The sequence below is a fragment of the Aquincola tertiaricarbonis genome (assembly GCF_023573145.1).
Classification (GTDB): Bacteria; Pseudomonadota; Gammaproteobacteria; order Burkholderiales; family Burkholderiaceae_C; genus Aquincola; species Aquincola tertiaricarbonis_B.
Genome location: NZ_CP097636.1, coordinates 1,852,099 through 1,869,144, shown reverse-complemented (window position 1 = coordinate 1,869,144; position 17,046 = coordinate 1,852,099). Strand labels below are relative to the sequence as shown.

Sequence of the window (17,046 nt, the reverse complement as noted above, 5' to 3'; positions counted from 1 at the left end):
GCGGCATGTCGGCTCCCATGATCTCCTTCTCCACCGGCGGCTGGCGCTTCCATCTGCGCGCGGCGGCCATCGTCCTGCATGGCGACGCCGTGCTGCTGCACCGGCTGGCCGACGATCCCTTCTGGGCCCTGCCCGGCGGCCGGGTGGAAATCGGCGAGACCGCCGAGGCCGCCGTGAAGCGGGAGATGCAGGAAGAGCTGGGCGTCGACGTACAGGTCCAGCGTCTGCTGGCGGTCGTGGAGAACCTTTTCAGCTACCGCGGGCAGCCGCAGCACGGGCTGGAGATGCACTTCCTGGTGGCGCTGCCACCTGACTCGCCGTTGCTGAACTGTGCCCCGTTCGAGCGAGTGGAGGAAGGCGGGGTCGGCCTGGATGGCCACGCCACGTCCCACGCACGGCTCCACTTCCGTTGGTTTCCGCTCGGTGAGATCGGCAGCATCGATCTGCGGCCAGCCTTCTTGAGCGACTTCCTGGCCTCCGGTATAGCCGCGGGCACCACGCACATCGCGCACATCGTCCACGACGACCGGCGATGACCGCAGCCGGCGCATGCTGCGCCGGCCCGCCTCAATCCGTCATCAACCGCACCTTCACGCTCTTGCCCTTGACCTTGCCAGCGGCCAGCCGCTGGCAGGCCTGGGCGGCGATGTCGGCCTGCACCGCCACATAGGTGGAGAACTCGTTGATGCTGATCTTGCCCACCTGGCTGCCGGCGTAGCCCAGGTCCTTGGTCAGCGCGCCCAGCACGTCGCCGGCGCGGATCTTTTCCTTGCGGCCGCCCATGATCTGCAGCGTGGCCATCGGTGGGCGCAGCGGCTGGCCGGGCTGGCTGTCGGTCAGCGTGTCCAGCTTCTGCCAGTCGCTGGTCAGCTTCATGGCCGCCTCGATCTGGCCCACGCGGCCCATCTCGTCCAGGCTGGCCAGGCTGAAGGCCCAGCCTTCGGCATCGGCGCGGCCGGTGCGGCCAATGCGGTGGATGTGCGTGTCCACGTCGGGCGAGATGTCGACGTTGATCACCGCTTCCAGCTGCTGCACGTCCAGCCCGCGGGCCGCGATGTCGGTGGCCACCAGCACGCTGCAGCTGCGGTTGGCAAAGCGCACGAACACCTGGTCGCGGTCGCGCTGCTCCAGGTCGCCATGCAGCTCCAGCGCCGAGAAGCCCTGCGCCCGCAGCACCTGCACCAGGTCGCGGCACTGCTGCTTGGTGTTGCAGAAGGCCAGCGTGCTCACCGGCCGGTAGTGGTTGAGCAGCAGGCCCACCGCATGCAGCCGCTCGGCCTCGGTCACCTCGAAAAAGCGCTGGCGGATCTGTGTCGGCGCCGGGGCGGCGGCCAGCTTCACTTCCTTGGGCTCGCGCAGGAAGCGTGCGCTCAGCTTGCCGATGCCTTCGGGGTAGGTGGCCGAGAACAGCAGCGTCTGCCGCTTGGCGGGGCAATGCTGGGCCACCTTGGCGATGTCGTCGAAGAAGCCCATGTCCAGCATGCGGTCGGCTTCGTCCAGCACCAGCGTGTTGAGCGCCTGCAGGTCCAGGCTGCCGCGGTCCAGGTGGTCCATGATGCGGCCGGGCGTGCCCACCACGATGTGGGCGCCGTGTTCCAGGCTGGCCAGCTGCGGCCGCATGGTGCTGCCGCCGCACAGCGTCAGCACCTTGATGTGGTCTTCGGCGCGCGCCAGGCGGCGCACCTCCTGCGTCACCTGATCGGCCAGCTCGCGGGTCGGGCACAGCACCAGGGCCTGCACCGCAAAGCGCCGGGGGTTCAGGTTGGCCAGCAGCGCCAGCGCAAAGGCGGCGGTCTTGCCGCTGCCGGTCTTGGCCTGGGCGATCAGATCATGGCCGGCCAGGGCCAGCGGCAGCGTGGCCGCCTGGATCGGCGTCATCGCCGTGTAGCCCAGGCGCTGCAGGTTCTCGATCGCCTGCGGCGGCAGCGGCAGGCTGGAGAAATCGGTGGCCGGAGAAGGTATTGCGTTCATGCGCGATTATCGGTTGGCGCCGCGCCTGAGACACTCGGGGCTTGAATGAACGCCCACTGATGTCGAATCCCTCCGTTCCCACGCCTGATCCGGCACCGCTGGCCGAGCGCCCCGCGCCCGAGTCTCAGCTGCCCAACCTGCCCAATCCGAAGCACGCGCGCCGGCTGCCCCCGCACATCGGCAAGGCCGAGTTCGCCGCCATCCGCCACCACGCCTACGCGCTGCCGCAGGTGGTCAAGCCGGCCGATTTCCTGGAAGAGCGCAGCCCCGGCTTCGAGCAGCACCTGGACAAGCTGGGCTACGTGCTGCTGGCCAAGCCCGCCGCCGGCGCCCGCCCCAGCCGCTGGATCCACCCCGCCCACATGGACGCGGCGCTGGCCCACCTGCAGGCCGTGGGCACCGGCCCCGACATCCGCCCGCTGATGGTCGAGCGCGGCGCCGTACTCGACAGCCTGGGCGTGGCGCGGCGCGCGGGTGAATGGACGCGGCTGATCCGCCACACGCTGCGCCTGCCGCAGCCCGAACCGCAGGCGCCCTGGGCGGTGCCGGTGCTGTTCCGCATTCCGGTGGCCGACGAGGCGGTGTGGGCCTTCTACCGCAGCGGCGACAAGGACGCGCTGCTGGCCGCGCTGGGCCCGGCGCCGCAGCATCCGCAGGCGCCCGAGCTGATGGCCCACCTGCAAGGCCTGGTGGAACGCAGCCGGCAGCTGAGCCCGCGGCACCTCGATTCACTGCTGCCGCGGCTGCAGGCCGAAGGCGCCACGCCGCAACCGGTGCCCGAGCTGAAGGCCGCCTTCAGCCGCGCCCAGGAACGCTGGGAACACCAGGCGGCCGAGCTGGACACGCTGGAAGGCCTGAACACCGAGCTGGCCTTCCAGGGCTACCCCGACACCTTCGACATCGCGCGCCGGCTGCAGCGCAGGGTCACGCTGTACGTGGGCCCGCCCAACAGCGGCAAGACGCATGCGGCCTTCGAGCGCCTGGCCCAGGCCACCGACGGTGCCTACCTGGCGCCGCTGCGGCTGCTGGCCCTGGAAGGCCGCGACCGGCTGGTGGCCCGCGGCGTGCCCTGCTCGCTGCTGACCGGCGAAGAGAACGTGCCAGCGCCCGGGGCCCGTGCCGTCTCCAGCACCATCGAGATGGTGAACACCCGCCAGCCGATCGACGTGGCGGTGATCGACGAGGCGCAGATGATCTTCGACAGCGCCCGCGGCTGGGCCTGGACGCAGGCCATCGTCGCGGTGCCGGCCAGCGAGGTGATCATCATCTGCTCGGCCTATGCGGTGCCCGCCATCGAAAACCTGCTGGGCCTGTGCGGCGAGCGCTGCGAAGTGCGCGAATTCGAGCGCAAGCAGCATGTGCAGCTGCTGCCGCAGCCGGTGCCGCTGCCGGCGCTCAAGCTGGGCGATGCGGTGGTGGCCTTCAGCCGCCGCGAAGTGCTGCTGCTGCGCGACCAGATCGCGGCCAACGGCCACCCGGTGAGCGTGATCTACGGTGCGCTGCCACCCGAGGTGCGCCGCCGCGAGGCCGAGCGCTTTGCGCAGGGCGAGTCGCACATCCTGGTGGCCACCGACGCCATCGGCATGGGCCTGAACCTGCCGATCCGCCGCGTGCTGTTTTCCACCATGACCAAGTTCGACGGCCAGGGCGACCGCACGCTGACCGAATCGGAGGTCCACCAGATCGCCGGCCGCGCCGGCCGCTACGGCATCCATGAAGAAGGCTTCTGCGGCGTGCTGAAGGAGGCCGAAGCGGGAGCGGCGCGCACGCTCAAGGAACTGCTGCCGCGCACGCCCACGGCGCCGCGCGACTTCAAGGCGCCGGTGGCTCCCAATGGCTGGCATGTGGACACCATCTCGAGCCGGCTGAACAAGACCGGCCTGCGCGAGGTGCTGGGCGTGTTCATGGACCAGCTGAAGCTGGACGATGCCCACTTTGCCGTGGCCGAGCTGGAACAGATGCTGGAGCTGGCCGAGCAGCTGGACCAGCATGCCCGCCAGCTGACGCTGAAGGAACGCTTCATCTACGCCCAGGCGCCGGTGGACAGCCGCACGCCTTCGCAGGTGCAGCTGTACCTGGACTGGGCGCACAACCATGCGGTGGGCGGCAGCGCCGGCAAGCCCTGGTTCCTGGAGGAAGTGGACAGCCACAGCCGCCTCGACCGCATGGAACAGGCGCTGCGCAGCTGCACGCTGTGGCTGTGGCTGGACCTGCGCTTTCCGGGTGTGTACGGCCATGTGGATGAAGTGGTGGAGCTGCGCAGCCAGCTCAACGACGGCATCGAGCGCCAGCTCAAGGGCAAGCGGCCGCTGGCCCAGCAGCGCCGCCAGCGCAACGGCCGATGAAAGCGCCCGCGCGGCTGCAGCCGCTGATCGACGAAGGCCTGATCGACAGCGTGGTGCGGCAGCTGATGAGCGGCAAGGAAGCCACCGTCTACGTGGTGCGCGTGGGTGAGGACACCCGCTGCGCCAAGGTCTACAAGGCGGCCACGCAGCGCAGCTTCCGCCAGGCGGTGGACTACACCGAGAACCGCAAGGTCAAGAACAGCCGCCAGGCCCGCGCAATGGCCAAGGGCACCCGCTACGGCCGCCAGGCCCAGGAAGAGGCCTGGCAAAGCGCCGAGGTCGATGCGCTGTACCGCCTGGCCGCCGCCGGCGTGCGGGTGCCGGTGCCCTACAACTTCCATGACGGCGTGCTGCTGATGGAGCTGGTGGCCGATGCCGAAGGCGGCGCGGCACCGCGGCTGAACGACGTGGTGTTCACGCCCGAAGAAGCGCGCCGCCACCATGCCGCGCTGGTGCAGCAGGCGGTGCGCATGCTGTGTGCCGGCGTGGTGCATGGCGACCTGTCGGAATTCAACATCCTGCTGGCCGCCGACGGGCCGGTGATCATCGACCTGCCCCAGGCCGTGGACGCGGCCGGCAACCGCCACGCGCCCCGCATGCTGCTGCGCGACGTGGGCAACCTGCGGCACTTCTTCGGCCGCTTTGCACCCGAGCTGCGCGCCACCGAATACGGCCCCGAGATGTGGTCGCTGTACGAGCGCGGCCTGCTGACCGCGGACACCCCGCTGAGCGGCCGCTTCGAGCCGCTGCAAGGCGCGGTGGACCTGCGCGCACTGATGCGCGAGATCGACGATGCGCGCGACGAAGAAGCGGCGCGTCAGCTACGCATGGGTTTTTGACAATGACGACCACCCACCTGCTCTCCAGCCCCGCCTGCGAACGCAACCGCGGCCCGCTGCTCGACGTGCTGCGCCAGGTGCTGCCGGCGCAAGGCCTGGCGCTGGAAATCGCCTGCGGCACCGGCCAGCATGCCGCGCACTTCGCGCCCGCCCTGCCCGGCTGGCAATGGCAGCCCAGCGATCCGCAGCCCGAGTGCCTGCGCTCCACCGCCGCCTGGTGTGCGGGCCTGGCCAATGTGCGCACGCCGCTGCTGCTGGACGTCACCGCGCCTGGCTGGCCCGGCGCGCCGCAGGCCGTGGACGCCATCTTCTGCGCCAACCTGATCCACATCGCGCCGTGGGCGGCCTGCCAGGGGCTGATGCGCGAGGCCGCCGCCCACCTGGCGCCGGACGGTCAGCTGCTCACCTACGGGCCCTACTTCGTCGAAGGCGAGCCGCCCGCGCCCGGCAACCTGGCCTTCGACGCCGACCTGAAGCAGCGTGACCCGGCCTGGGGCGTGCGCCGCCTGGCCGACGTGCAGGCCGAGGCGGCCCACCATGGCCTGCGGCTGCTGCGGCGCTTCGACATGCCGGCCAACAACCTGACGCTGGTGTGGGGCCGCTGAGCCCGATCTGCACCGCTGCGCGCAACAGTCTGGCGCACCGGCACGGCTTGATCCGGCCGGCACCGTTGGAGACACTGCGCATCCCGGCTGACCGCCTTGTGACAAGCTGACCCGACATGACCCAAGCCCTGCCCACCGCCGCGCTCGAACAGACCTTCCTGAACGCCCGCACCTTCAACAAGTTCACCGACCAGCCGGTGAGCGACGAGACGCTGCGCCAGCTGTACGACCTGGCCAAGTGGGGCCCCACCTCGATGAACAGCCAGCCGGCGCGCTTCGTGTTCGTGCGCAGCGCCGAAGCCAAGGCCAGGCTGGCCGAGGCGCTGTCGCCCGGCAACGTGGCCAAGACCAACGCCGCCCCGGTGACGGTGATCGTGGCGATGGACAACCAGTTCTACGAGCACCTGCCCGAGCAGTTCCCGGCCGTCAACGCCAAGCCGATGTTCGAAGGCAATGCCGGCCTGGCCGAAGCCACCGCCCAGCGCAACAGCGCACTGCAGGGCGCCTACCTGATCATCGCGGCCCGCCAGCTGGGCCTGGACTGCGGCCCGATGAGCGGCTTCGACCCCGCCAAGGTGAACGCGGCCTTCTTCCCCGACGGCCGCCACAAGGTCAACTTCCTGATCAACCTGGGCTACGGCGATGCGTCGGGCAACCACCCGCGCGGCCCGCGTTTGCCGTTCGACGCGGTAGCCACCATCGCCTGAGGATCCCGCCGCGCCGATGACCTCGCTGAAGTACCTCGCCGGCTACCCGCCCGCGCTGCTGGCGCAGGTGCAGCAAGCCATCGACGCCGGCGAGCTGGGTGGCAGCCTGGCCCGCCGCTACCCCGACCCGCACGAGGTGCGCACCGACCGCGCGCTGTACGACTACGTGAACGAGCTGCGCAGCCAATACCTGCGCAATGCCGCGCCCCTGAGCAAGGTGGCCTACGACAACAAGCTCAAGGTCATACAACACGCGCTGGGCACGCACACCACGGTGTCGCGGGTGCAGGGCAACAAGCTCAAGGCCAAGCGCGAGATCCGCGTGGCCAGCCTGTTCAAGGAGGCGCCGGCGCCCTTCCTGCGCATGATCGTGGTTCATGAGCTGGCGCACCTGAAGGAGCGCGAGCATGACAAGGCCTTTTATGCCTTGTGCACCCACATGGAGCCGGCCTACCACCAGCTCGAGTTCGACCTGCGGCTGTGGCTCACGGCGCAGGAGCTGGGAGATACCTGAGGCTCAACGCGGGCCTGAGGCTCAACGCGGCTTGGCGTAGCCGCTCTCGATCCAGGCCGTGGCGCTGCTGCGGTTGAGCTTGAAGCCGGGCGATACCCGCACCTGGGCCAGCGGCTCGCCGTCGGCATCGGCAGCGGCCAGCAGGCCGTGGGGGTCGTCCTCGTCGGGCACGATGTCCAGTGTCACGCTCACCGGGCCCTGCGGACCGTTGACGGTGAGCTGCTGATGCAGCAGCGCATGCAGCTGCTGCTCATGCCGGCGCAGCACTTCGCTGGCGGTCTTCACCAGCGTGTTGAAGGCCGCGGTGTCCAGCGGCTTGGGGTTCTTCTTGTCGCGGCCCATGGTCCACGGGCCGACCAGCGCGGGCTCGGGCTCGCCGTCCTTGATCATCTCCACCGCCCAGCCGTCGTCGTCTTCGTTTTTGATGACGCGGGCGGTCCAGCCGTTGTCGCGCCACAGGCGCGCCTCGTGCAAGGTGGTGTCTTCGTCGGTGGAGGTGTCGGTGATCGGGGCGCTCATGGCCCAAATCTTAAGCGGCGGACTCCTGCTGCTGGCGCGGCGCCGGGGTTTCCATCAGCAACTCATCGGCACTGCCGTCTTCGTCTTCGTCGGCATACACCGTCAGCCAGGGCACGGCGCCGATCAGCTCGTCATCCTCGGGCGCCGGAAAGGCGGCAGGCACGATGGCCTGAGACAGACGACGGGCGTGGGCGCGGGTATGCATGCCCGGGTGGGGACGCGCGGCGGGCCGTCGAACGGTGGGGTGGACAGCAGACATCGCAACACTCCTGGGTCCGGCCACGGGTCGCCGGACAATGGACGCAAGGCTACGCTCGCGCGGGCCGGGCTGGAAGTGCCTTGGCCTGGTTTGCGCGCAAGTCCCACCCGGGGTCGGCCTGTTGTCTGACAAAGGCGTGGCCGCGGGTACGCGTGTTGCCCTCCCGTGGCTCAAACCACACCTGCCGGAGAACGTCCCCATGCCTTTTTCCTCCACCGTTGGCCGCCCCCTGCCTGCCGTGCTGGCCGTGGCCGCCCTGCTGGCCCTGGCCGGCTGCGGCGACACCGCCAAGCTGCAGCTGCAGGACGGCATCGGCGCCAACCCGCAGCTGCCGCCGCCGAACAAGACGCTGATTCCCACGGTGCATGTGGCCGAGGCGAGCGCCTGGCCGGCCGGTGCTGCGCCCACCGCCGCACCGGGCACCCGCGTGGTGCGCTTCGCGGAGGGCCTGGACCACCCGCGCTGGCTGTACGTGCTGCCCAATGGCGACGTGCTGGTGGCCGAGACCAACGCGCCACCCAAGCCCGAGGACAAGAGTGGCGGCATCAAGGGCTGGGTGATGAAGAAGGTGATGGCCAAGGCCGGCGCCGGCGTGCCCAGCGCCAACCGCATCACCCTGTTGCGCGACGCCGATGGCGACGGCGTGGCCGAGCAGCGCTCGGTGTTCGCCGAGAACCTCAAGTCGCCTTTCGGCATGGCGCTGGTGGGCAACCAGTTCTACGTGGCCAATGCCGACGCGCTGGTGCGCTTCGATTACCAGCCGGGCGCGCTGAAGCTGCAGGGCACCGGCACCCCGGTGGCCGAGCTGCCCGGCGGCCGCAACCACCACTGGACCAAGAGCCTGATCGCCAGCCCCGATGGCCGCAAGCTCTACGTCGGCGTGGGCAGCAACAGCAACGTGGCCGAACACGGCATGGCGGAGGAGGAACAGCGCGCCGCCATCCTGGAGATCGACACCGCCACCGGTGCCAAGCGGGTGTATGCCTCGGGGCTGCGCAACCCCGTGGGCCTGGCCTGGCAGCCCGACGGCCAGCAGCTGTGGGTGGCGGTGAACGAGCGTGACGAGATCGGCAGCGACCTGGTGCCCGACTACATGACCTCGGTGAAGGACGGCGGCTTCTACGGCTGGCCCTACAGCTACTACGGCCAGACGGTGGACGAGCGCGTGCAGCCGCCCCGCCCCGACCTGGTAGCCCAGGCCATCAAGCCCGACTACGCGCTGGGTGCGCACACCGCGTCGCTGGGCCTGGCCTGGTCGGCCGGCAACGCGCTGCCGCCGGCTTTTGCCAAGGGCATGTTCATCGGCCAGCACGGCTCCTGGAACCGCAAGCCGCGCAGCGGCTACCGCGTGATCTTCGTGCCCTTCGACGGCGCCAAGCCCAGCGGCCAGCCGGTGGAGGTGCTCACCGGCTTCATCAACGCCGAAGACAAGGCCCAGGGCCGCCCGGTGGGCGTGGCCATCGACCGGCGCGGTGGCCTGCTGGTGGCCGACGACGTGGGCAACATCATCTGGCGGGTGACGGCGGCGAAGTGAAGCGGTCGCGGCCCTTCAACCCGCGTGGATCGGGATGGCGCGCCGCCCGCGCGGCACCGACTCACGGGCGCGCAGCTGGCCGCAGCCGCCGTCGATGTCCTGGCCGGCCGACCAGCGCAGCCGGGTGAGCACGCCGCGGCGGTTGAGGTGGCGGGCCATCTCGGCCGCGCGTTCACCGTCGGGGCGGCTGAAGGGCAGGCCCTCGTTGGTGTTGTAGGGGATGAAGTTCATCATCGCGTAGCGCCCCTGCAGCAGCGTGGCGATGCGCTCCAGCTCATCATCGCCATCGTTGATGCCGGCCAGCAGCGTCCACTGGTACTGGATGGGGTAGCCGGTGGCGCGGGCATAGCGTTCGGCGGCCTCCACCAGCTCGGCCGGCTCCCAGCGCGGCGCGCGGGGCAGCAGCTCGGCGCGCTTGTCGGCAAAGGTGCTGTGCAGCGACAGCGCCAGCGCCGGCTTGACCGGGCCCTGCGGCAGCCGCTCGAACACCCGCGCATCGCCGACGGTGGAAAACACCAGCTGCTTGTGGCCGATGCCGCCTTCCAGGCCCAGCACGGTGATGGCGTCCATCACCGCGTCCAGGTTGTGGGCGGGCTCGCCCATGCCCATGAACACCACCTTCTTGACCGGCCGGCGCTGGCGGGCCAGCACCACCTGGGCCACGATCTCGCCGCTGCTCACCTGGCGCAGCAGGCCGCCCTGCCCGGTCATGCAGAACACGCAGCCCACCGCGCAACCCACCTGGGTGGAGACGCACACGCCATCGCGCGGCAGCAGCACGCTTTCCACCGTCTGGCCATCGGCCAGGCCCACCAGCAGGCGCTCGGCGCCGTCTTCGGCGGGGTGGGCCGAACGCACCGTGGCCAGGCCCGCCAGCTCGGCGGCCAGCGCGGGCAGCTGCTCACGCACGGGCAGCGGCAGGAAGTGCTCGGCCAGGCTGCGCCCGCCTTCCAGCGGGCGTGCGTTCACCCACTGACGCAGCAGGCGCGAGGTATGGGTGGGCTTGGCGCCCAGGTCGCGCAGGCGTTGGCGGAGGTGGTCGAGTTGCATGGCGGGCGATGGCGAGGGGCGACAGTGTAGGTTTGCGTTCAGCCCGCCCTCACCTCCTGCAGAAGCTCGGGGTGCCGGTCCAGCACCTTCAGCAGCTTCATCAACGCCACTGGCGGCTTGGTCTTGCCGGTTTCGTAACGGGAGAACGCGTTGACGCCACCCCCGAAGATCTCGGCAGCCTCGCGCTGGTCTAATGCCAGCTTGCGACGCACCTTAGCGATGTAGGCGGGGTCCACCAGAGTTGCATTCACCTCCCTGTGAAACCGCCCTACCAGATCGCTGTAGCGCTCTGCGTGTTCGCCCGCGAGCAGCACCTCACCGCATGCAGGGCAGAACCGGCCCGTCACCTGCGGGATGACGGTGTCCCGCCCCTTGTAGGTGTAAGCGACATCGCGGGTATCGGCTGCCATGGACGCGCCGCCGCAGTGGGGACATTTCATCTTCATAACTCCTTGAAGGAAACGATCAGCACACCCTCATGCACCGTCAGCTTCACATAGGCCTTCAGGCCGCTCTCGAGCGTGTGTCGATAGACGTCTTGCCACAGCCGGTGATCCGCATGTGTGGTCATGCTCTTGTAAAAGCTAGGCGCCTCTAGACGCAGCAACTCGCGCTTCATATCGCTGAAGCCCAGCCCCATCTCCCTGGCCGTGCCAAGCGCAGTGATGGTGGCCTCGCACAAGCCTTCGGTGACCATCTGCTTGACCACCCGCAGCTTGCAGTGCGGCGTCCGTTTCTCCATACCGAACGATAAACCTAGTAGGTTAACTTGGCAAATGAGTTGACAGCACGGTTACCGCTTGGGCGGGGCAGAGTTACCCTCGGCGCCCTGCCCTGTCATCACCTGCACCGCACGCCATGAAATCCCGCTCCGCCACCGGCGGCCTCGTGTACTCCACCGACGCTGGCCGCATGTGCCCCGATTGCCGCCAGCCACTGGCCCAGTGCCGCTGCAAGGCCTTGGCTGCCGCCACGCCGGCGGGCGACGGCATCGTGCGGGTGGCCCGCGAGACCAAGGGTCGCGGCGGCAAGGCGGTGACGGTGGTGCGTGGGCTGCCGCTGGACGCGGCCGCACTGGCCAAGATGGGCACCCAGCTCAAGAGCCTGTGCGGCACCGGTGGTACCGCCAAGGACGGCGTGGTCGAGGTGCAGGGCGACCACCGGGACAAGGTGATCGCGCATCTGCAGGCGGCCGGCTACACCGTCAAGCGCTCGGGAGGCTGATGTCAGCCCCCCAGCTCACTGCGTTCGCGGCCCCCCGGGGGGGCGCTCAGCGCCTTGGGGCGGCCCGGCGGCGCTGAGGTCGCCGGTGCTTCGCACCTGCGCCAGACAGTCGGCAATGCACTCCGCCAGCACCGTCGCCACCGTCTTGACCAGCGGCCCGGGCGGCTTGCCGGCGTGGATGGCCACGGCCACCGTCTGCGGCTCCGCGCGCGGGTCGCGCACCGGCACGAAGCACAGCGTGCCGGACAGCAGTTCGGGCGCGGCGTCCAGCTCGGACGTCAGCGCCACATGCCGGCCCTGGCGGGCCAGCATCTTCACCAGCTGCAGTGAATTGGTCTCCACCCGCGCCCGGCTGTCGTTGAACAGCCAGTCGTAGTGCGCCTCCAGGTAGCGGCGGATCAGCAGCGCCTTGCTCTGCAGCGCGATGGGATGGGCGCTCACCTCCTGCAGGCTCACCGTCTCCAGCCCCGCCAGCGGATGCCCGGGCGCCACCACGCAGCCCAGCGGCAGCGCGGCCTGCCACAGCGGCAGCAGCTCGCGCCGCGGGTGCAGGTTGAAACCAGCCACCACCTCGGCCTTGCCGGCCACCAGCGCGGCCACCGCTTCGTCGGTGCTGGCGATCTCGATGTCCAGCGAAATACGGGGATGCGCCTCGCCCAGCCGCGCCACCAGCGCCGGCAGCACGCTGGTGGCATGGCTGTCCATCGCCATCATGCGCACCCGGCCCTGGAACACGCCCTGCATCTGGCGGATGTCCTCCACCAGCCGCCGCTCGTCGTGCCGCCAGCGCCGTGCCAGCGTGACCACCGCGTCGCCAGCCGAGGTCAGGCGCATGCCGCGCGGCAGCCGCTCGAACAGCGCCACGCCCAGTTCGTCTTCCAGCTGCAGCACCTGTCGGTGCACGGCGGAGGCGGCCACGTGCAGCTCCTTGGCTGCACCCTGGACGGAGCCGGAACGCGCCACCTGGTCGACGTAGCGCAGCACGATGGGCAACAGCGAATGGCGCATGGGCAGCGGTTTGCGTTCTGATTTTGAGTACGCAGTATGGCGCCGATGCTCATGGACGGCCATGCACCCGCTGCCTAGCATGCATGGCATGGACACCGACCTGCCGACCCTCGCCACGCTGAACCACTGCGCACCGGCGCAGTTCATGGCCACGCTGGGCAGCGTGTTCGAGCATGCGCCCTGGGTGCCCGAAGCCGTGCTGCCGCACCGCCCCTTCGACAGCCTGCCGGCGCTGCATGCCGCCATGCTGGCGGTGCTGCGAGCGCTGCCCGAGCCGGCCCTGCTGGACCTGCTGCGCGGCCACCCCGAGCTGGCCGGCGACGCGGCCCGCCGCGGGCTGATGACCGCCGACTCGTCCAGCGAGCAAGGCCGACTGGCCCTGCACGACCTGGCGGCGGAAGAAGCCGCCCGCTGGGATGCGCTGAATGCCGCCTACCGCCAGCGCTTCGGCTTTCCCTTCATCCTGTGCATCGCGCGCCACAGCCGCGAGAGCGCGCTGGCCGCCTTCGAACAGCGCCTGCATCACGACCGCAGCACCGAGCTGCAGCAGGCCCTGGACGAGATCGCCGAGATCTCGCGCCGTCGCCTGGACCAGCGCTTGCGTGCGGCTGCCTGACCGCCTCGCCCGTCCCTTCCCGCCCCCACCCTCCGGAGTTGCCCATGCTGCGCCCTGCCTCCCCTTCCCGTCGCCCCGGCCTGCGCCGCCGCGCCGCCCTGTTGCTGGCGCTGAGCCTGGCCGGCGCTGCCGGCGCGGTGCAGGCGGCCTGGCCCGACAAGCCGATCCGCATCGTCGTCACCTTCGCCGCTGGTGGTGCCAGCGACATCGTGGCGCGCGAAATCGCCACGCCGCTGGGCAAGGTGCTGGGCCAGCCGGTGATCGTGGACAACAAGCCCGGCGCGGGCGGCACCATCGGCGGCGCCGAGGTCGCCCGCTCGGCGCCCGATGGCTACACGCTGCTGCTGTCCAACTCCACGCCGCTGTCCATCGGACCCTTCACGCTGGCCAAGCCGCCGTACGACCCGGTCAAGCAGTTCACCCACGTGGCGATGCTGGGCGTGGCGCCGGTGCTGGTAATGGCCAATCCGCAGGCCGGCATGGCCACGCTGAAGGACCTGCCCAAGGTGGCCGCCGCCGCCAAGGGCGGCATGAGCTTCGGCAGCGGCGGCCCGGGCTCCATCGGCCAGATCGTCGGCGAGATGGTCAAGGTGGACATGAAGCTGGACATGACCCACGTGCCCTACCGCGGCGGCGCGCCGATGACCACCGACCTGGTGGCCGGGCAGATCCCGCTGGGCATCGACGTGATCACCGCCTACGTGCCCATGCTCAAGACCGGGCAGCTCAAGGGCCTGGCCGTGACCTCGCGCACACGCTCGCCGCTGGCGCCCGACGTGCCCACGGTGGTGGAGCTGGGCTACCCCGACCTGGTGGCCGACAACTACTTCGGCGTCTCGGCGCCGGCCGGGCTGCCCAAGGACATCACCGACAAGCTGGCCGCCGCCCTCAACGAAGTGGCCGCCCAGCCGGCCATCGTCAAGCGCTTCGAGGAGCTGGGCATCACGCCGATGAAGCTCAACGGCGAGGCCTTCGCGGGCTTCGTCGGCAAGCAGGTGAACGACTGGGCGCCGGCGATCAAGGCCGCGAACCTGCAGAAGCCCTGAACGGGAACGCCGCCTTCACCAGCTGCTCTCCTCACCCCGCCTCGCCGGCCGCTTGTCGGCCAGCGACTCGGCCAGGAAGTCGATGAAGGCGCGCGTCTTGGCGGCCAGGTTCTGCTGGGTGGGGTACACGGCCACGATGTCGGCCGCCGGGAAGCTCCAGCCCGGCAGCACCCGCTGCAGCCGGCCCGAGCGCACGTAAGCCGCCGCGTCCCACTCGCTGCGCAGCAGGATGCCGTGGCCGTCCAGCGCCCAGGCCATCGCGGTTTCGCCATCGTTGGTGCTGCAGCGGCCGCGCACCTTCACCGTCTCGGTGCGGCCGGCCTGGCGCAGGTGCCAGGTGCCGAAGGTGTCGTCGTCCTGGCGGATGACGATGCAGCGGTGCTGATGCAGCTCGGCCGGCGTGCGCGGCTCGCCGAACTGCTTCAGGTACAGCGGCGAAGCCACCAGCACCCGCCGGTTGGGCGCCAGCCGGCGGGCGTTCCAGCGTGCGTCGGGCAAGGGGCCCACGCGCACCATCACGTCGTAGTGCGGCTGGTCGCGGGTGGGCGGCTTGTCGCTCAGCTGCAGCAGCACGTCCACGTCGGGCTGCTGCTGCATGAACTGCGACACCAGCGGCGCCACGTAGCGGCGGCCTAAGCCCAGCGTGGCCTGCACCCGCAGCAGCCCGCGCGGCGTGGCGCGGGCGGCGGCCACGCGCTGCTCCAGCGCGTTCAGCTCCTCCATCAACCGGGTGCCGTCGGCCACATAGGCTTCGCCTTCGGGCGTCAGCGCCATGCGCCGCGTGCTGCGGTTGAGCAGGCGCACGCCCAGCCGCCGCTCCAGCGCGGCCAGCCGCTTGCTCACGGTGGGCGGTGTCACGCCCAGTTGCTGGGCACAGGCGGCCAGGCTGCCGCTGCGGGCCAGCAGCACGAAGAAGCCGAGGTCGGAGACGGCGTCCATCGCGTCCAGCTCTTCAAGGGCGGCGCGCCGGCCGCAGGCCGACGATCACCGGGTCATGGTCCGACGAGCGGAAGGCATCGGGCCGCCAGCCGTCGGCCGCGCAACGGGCGCAGGCCGGCTGCCGACCTTCGAGCTTGTAGTCCAGCAGCGGCGGCTCGTCGGCATTGATGTGCCACACGGTGGCGCCGATGGCCTGGGCGGCCAGCGCGGGGGAAGCCAGCGCATGGTCCAGCCGGCCGGCGCGGCCCTGGAACACATAGGTCCAGGCGCCGGGCTCGAAGCGCTGCAGCAGGTCGACGAAGCCGGCCTCGCGCAGCAGCTGCACCGGGTCTTCCTGGCCGTAGGCATTGAGGTCGCCGATCAGCAGGCTGCGCGGCCCCTGCGCCTGTGCAAACTCGGCCAGCGCCCTGGCCTGCCGCACCCGGCGGGCGTTGAAGCAACCCTGGCCGTCGCCCTGGTCGGCATCGGCATCGTCGGCCGGCCGTTCGTCGTCGCAGCGCTTCGATTTGAAGTGGCTGACGATGAGGCTGAAGCGCTCGCCGCCGGCCACCGGCTCGAAGGCCTGGGCCAGCGGCGGGCGGTGGTGCAGCGGCCGCTCATCGCGCCGGGCCGGGCCCACCGGCCGCACCCGGCCGGGCTTGTACAGCAGCGCCACCTGGATGGCGTCCGCGCCGTCGGCGGGCGCGGCCAGCGGCGCGGGCACCGCGGCGTAGATGCCCGCGCCCATGGCCTGGTTCAGGGCCTGGGCCAGGTCGGCCGCGGCATCGGGCCGGTTCTCGATCTCCATCAAACCCAGCACATCGGCATCGATGGCGCGCAGCGCTGCCACGATCTTGGCGCGCTGGCGCTGCAGCTCTTGCGCCGACTCGGCACCGCGGCCGCCTTCCAGCGTCAAGAAGTAGTTCAGCACGTTGAAGCTGGCCACCTTCAAACTGCCGCCCACCGGCCGCGGCGCGGCTGTGCGCGGGTGGCTGCGCTGAAAGTTGACCGGCTGCAGCGCCTGCAACCGGTAGCCGCTGGCATCGCCCACGCGGGCGCCGATCGGCCCTTCGTCGATCACGCCGGTAACGGCCGCCACCGTGTCGCCGATGCGCAGCGTGCCTTCGGCGCCCAGGAAAGGCACCGGCGAGGGGTTGGCGCTGCTGCGGCCGTCGTCCAGCACGATGCGCTGCTGCGCCTGGCGCTGCGCCAGCGCCAGGGCTTGCGCGCCGGGGCGCTGCAGCTCGGTGGGCATGAACTGGCGACCCTCGGCCGACAGCGTGAGCTGGCCGAATCGACCCAGCAGCGCGTGGTCCACCACCGTCAGCGGCCCTTGCAGCGTGACGCGCATGCCTTCGTAACGCTCCAGCGTCTGGCCGGCCGGCAGCGGCAGGCGCACGGGCACGGCGGGCGGCAGCGTGGCAGACCCCAGGCGCTCGAGCAGGCTGACGTCCGTCAGCTGCGTGGTGGTGCCGGCCGCGGGCTGGCGCGCTTTCAGCCGCTCGCCGCCGGGCGCGAACTCTTCCACCCGGCCGGTGACGCGCACCCGCACGCCGGGCTCCAGCCCTTGCCGCTGGCGGGTGTGCACCTGCAGGCCGCGCGAGGCCTCGAGCGGGCCGTCGGCGGCGTCGTCCTGCATCGTGAAACCGCTGCTCAGCAGGCCGTTGACCACGCCTTGCACTGTGACCACACGCCCCAGCCACGGGCTGGTGGCGCCGCTGCCCTGCACCTGCTGGATGGAGACTTCTGCGGAGGGCCCGGCCTCGGGGCGGGGCTCGGCAGGCCGGGCCGTGGCGGGCGTGAACCAGCCCGCCGCCGCCAGGGCCAGCAAGGCTGCGCCGGCCTTCCGCCGCCCGGATTTGCACAGCCGTAACATCCAGCCTGCCGGTGC

General features: G+C 70.7%; 19 protein-coding genes. 10 read left to right on the top strand and 9 right to left on the bottom strand.

The genetic code is table 11. The features are described 5' to 3' along the window. Nucleotides 1-5 precede the first annotated feature (5 nt). On the top strand, nt 6-536 hold the full coding sequence (locus tag MW290_RS22950; RefSeq protein WP_250199965.1) for an NUDIX hydrolase: 531 nt from the start codon (nt 6-8) through the stop codon (nt 534-536). A 31-nt stretch (nt 537-567) separates the two neighbouring features. Here MW290_RS22950 and dbpA read toward each other — a convergent pair whose 3' ends face one another. Then, nucleotides 568-1,971 carry an ATP-dependent RNA helicase DbpA gene (gene dbpA, locus MW290_RS22945; protein ID WP_250199964.1) on the bottom strand — a complete coding sequence of 468 codons (1,404 nt, stop codon included), beginning with the start codon at nt 1,969-1,971 and terminating at the stop codon, nt 568-570. 59 nt (nt 1,972-2,030) lie between these two features. Between dbpA and MW290_RS22940 the strand changes: the two genes are divergently transcribed. The 5 genes from MW290_RS22940 (at nt 2,031) to MW290_RS22920 (ending at nt 6,981) form a co-directional block, all read left to right on the top strand. After that, nucleotides 2,031-4,316 (top strand): helicase-related protein, encoded by a 2,286-nt coding sequence (locus MW290_RS22940; RefSeq protein WP_250199963.1) that lies wholly within the window; start codon nt 2,031-2,033, stop codon nt 4,314-4,316. Continuing rightward, nucleotides 4,313-5,155: a PA4780 family RIO1-like protein kinase gene (locus MW290_RS22935; RefSeq protein ID WP_250199962.1), complete on the top strand. Its 843-nt coding sequence runs from the start codon at nt 4,313-4,315 to the stop codon at nt 5,153-5,155. The genes MW290_RS22940 and MW290_RS22935 overlap by 4 nt, the downstream gene beginning before the upstream one ends. Nucleotides 5,156-5,157: 2 nt before the next feature. Continuing rightward, the gene (locus MW290_RS22930; RefSeq protein ID WP_250199961.1) at nt 5,158-5,760 is read left to right on the top strand and encodes a DUF938 domain-containing protein; all 603 of its coding nucleotides are present in this window, start codon (nt 5,158-5,160) and stop codon (nt 5,758-5,760) included. 116 nt (nt 5,761-5,876) lie between these two features. Beyond that, complete coding sequence (locus tag MW290_RS22925; protein ID WP_250199960.1) at nt 5,877-6,467, top strand: malonic semialdehyde reductase; 591 nt, start codon at nt 5,877-5,879, stop codon at nt 6,465-6,467. 16 nt (nt 6,468-6,483) lie between these two features. Beyond that, on the top strand, nt 6,484-6,981 hold the full coding sequence (locus MW290_RS22920) for a YgjP-like metallopeptidase domain-containing protein (protein WP_250199959.1): 498 nt from the start codon (nt 6,484-6,486) through the stop codon (nt 6,979-6,981). Between the two features lie 21 nt (nt 6,982-7,002). Here MW290_RS22920 and MW290_RS22915 read toward each other — a convergent pair whose 3' ends face one another. Together MW290_RS22915 and MW290_RS22910 are read right to left on the bottom strand one after the other, a co-directional pair. Further along, complete coding sequence (locus tag MW290_RS22915) at nt 7,003-7,500, bottom strand: hypothetical protein (RefSeq protein ID WP_250199958.1); 498 nt, start codon at nt 7,498-7,500, stop codon at nt 7,003-7,005. Between the two features lie 10 nt (nt 7,501-7,510). Further along, nucleotides 7,511-7,759 (bottom strand): hypothetical protein, encoded by a 249-nt coding sequence (locus MW290_RS22910; RefSeq protein ID WP_250199957.1) that lies wholly within the window; start codon nt 7,757-7,759, stop codon nt 7,511-7,513. 199 nt (nt 7,760-7,958) lie between these two features. On the opposite strand from MW290_RS22910, the gene MW290_RS22905 reads away from it, so the two are divergent. After that, nucleotides 7,959-9,293, top strand: coding sequence for a PQQ-dependent sugar dehydrogenase (locus tag MW290_RS22905; RefSeq protein WP_250199956.1), 1,335 nt, complete (start codon nt 7,959-7,961; stop codon nt 9,291-9,293). A 15-nt stretch (nt 9,294-9,308) separates the two neighbouring features. On the opposite strand, the gene MW290_RS22900 is transcribed toward MW290_RS22905, so the two are convergent. The 3 genes from MW290_RS22900 to MW290_RS22890 are packed head-to-tail and all read right to left on the bottom strand — an operon-like array spanning nt 9,309 to nt 11,085. Beyond that, nucleotides 9,309-10,343 (bottom strand): RNA methyltransferase, encoded by a 1,035-nt coding sequence (locus MW290_RS22900; RefSeq protein ID WP_250199955.1) that lies wholly within the window; start codon nt 10,341-10,343, stop codon nt 9,309-9,311. A 38-nt stretch (nt 10,344-10,381) separates the two neighbouring features. Continuing rightward, on the bottom strand, nt 10,382-10,783 hold the full coding sequence (locus MW290_RS22895; RefSeq protein ID WP_250199954.1) for a type II toxin-antitoxin system MqsA family antitoxin: 402 nt from the start codon (nt 10,781-10,783) through the stop codon (nt 10,382-10,384). Nucleotides 10,784-10,785: 2 nt separating this feature from the next. Continuing rightward, a complete protein-coding gene (locus MW290_RS22890) occupies nt 10,786-11,085 on the bottom strand; it encodes a type II toxin-antitoxin system MqsR family toxin (RefSeq protein WP_250199953.1) in 300 nt (99 codons plus the stop codon). Nucleotides 11,086-11,201: 116 nt separating this feature from the next. On the opposite strand from MW290_RS22890, the gene MW290_RS22885 reads away from it, so the two are divergent. Next, complete coding sequence (locus tag MW290_RS22885; protein WP_250199952.1) at nt 11,202-11,567, top strand: translation initiation factor Sui1; 366 nt, start codon at nt 11,202-11,204, stop codon at nt 11,565-11,567. A 15-nt stretch (nt 11,568-11,582) separates the two neighbouring features. On the opposite strand, the gene MW290_RS22880 is transcribed toward MW290_RS22885, so the two are convergent. Then, a complete protein-coding gene (locus MW290_RS22880) occupies nt 11,583-12,575 on the bottom strand; it encodes a LysR family transcriptional regulator (RefSeq protein WP_250199951.1) in 993 nt (330 codons plus the stop codon). 88 nt (nt 12,576-12,663) lie between these two features. On the opposite strand from MW290_RS22880, the gene uraD reads away from it, so the two are divergent. Then, entirely contained in the window at nt 12,664-13,191 is a 528-nt protein-coding gene (uraD, locus tag MW290_RS22875) for a 2-oxo-4-hydroxy-4-carboxy-5-ureidoimidazoline decarboxylase (protein ID WP_250199950.1), read from the top strand. A gap of 44 nt (nt 13,192-13,235) precedes the next feature. Beyond that, nucleotides 13,236-14,237 carry a Bug family tripartite tricarboxylate transporter substrate binding protein gene (locus MW290_RS22870; protein WP_250199949.1) on the top strand — a complete coding sequence of 334 codons (1,002 nt, stop codon included), beginning with the start codon at nt 13,236-13,238 and terminating at the stop codon, nt 14,235-14,237. A 15-nt stretch (nt 14,238-14,252) separates the two neighbouring features. On the opposite strand, the gene MW290_RS22865 is transcribed toward MW290_RS22870, so the two are convergent. After that, on the bottom strand, nt 14,253-15,176 hold the full coding sequence (locus MW290_RS22865) for a LysR family transcriptional regulator (RefSeq protein ID WP_250199948.1): 924 nt from the start codon (nt 15,174-15,176) through the stop codon (nt 14,253-14,255). Nucleotides 15,177-15,189: 13 nt separating this feature from the next. Next, a complete protein-coding gene (locus MW290_RS22860) occupies nt 15,190-16,986 on the bottom strand; it encodes an ExeM/NucH family extracellular endonuclease (RefSeq protein WP_250199947.1) in 1,797 nt (598 codons plus the stop codon). Nucleotides 16,987-17,046 lie beyond the last annotated feature (60 nt).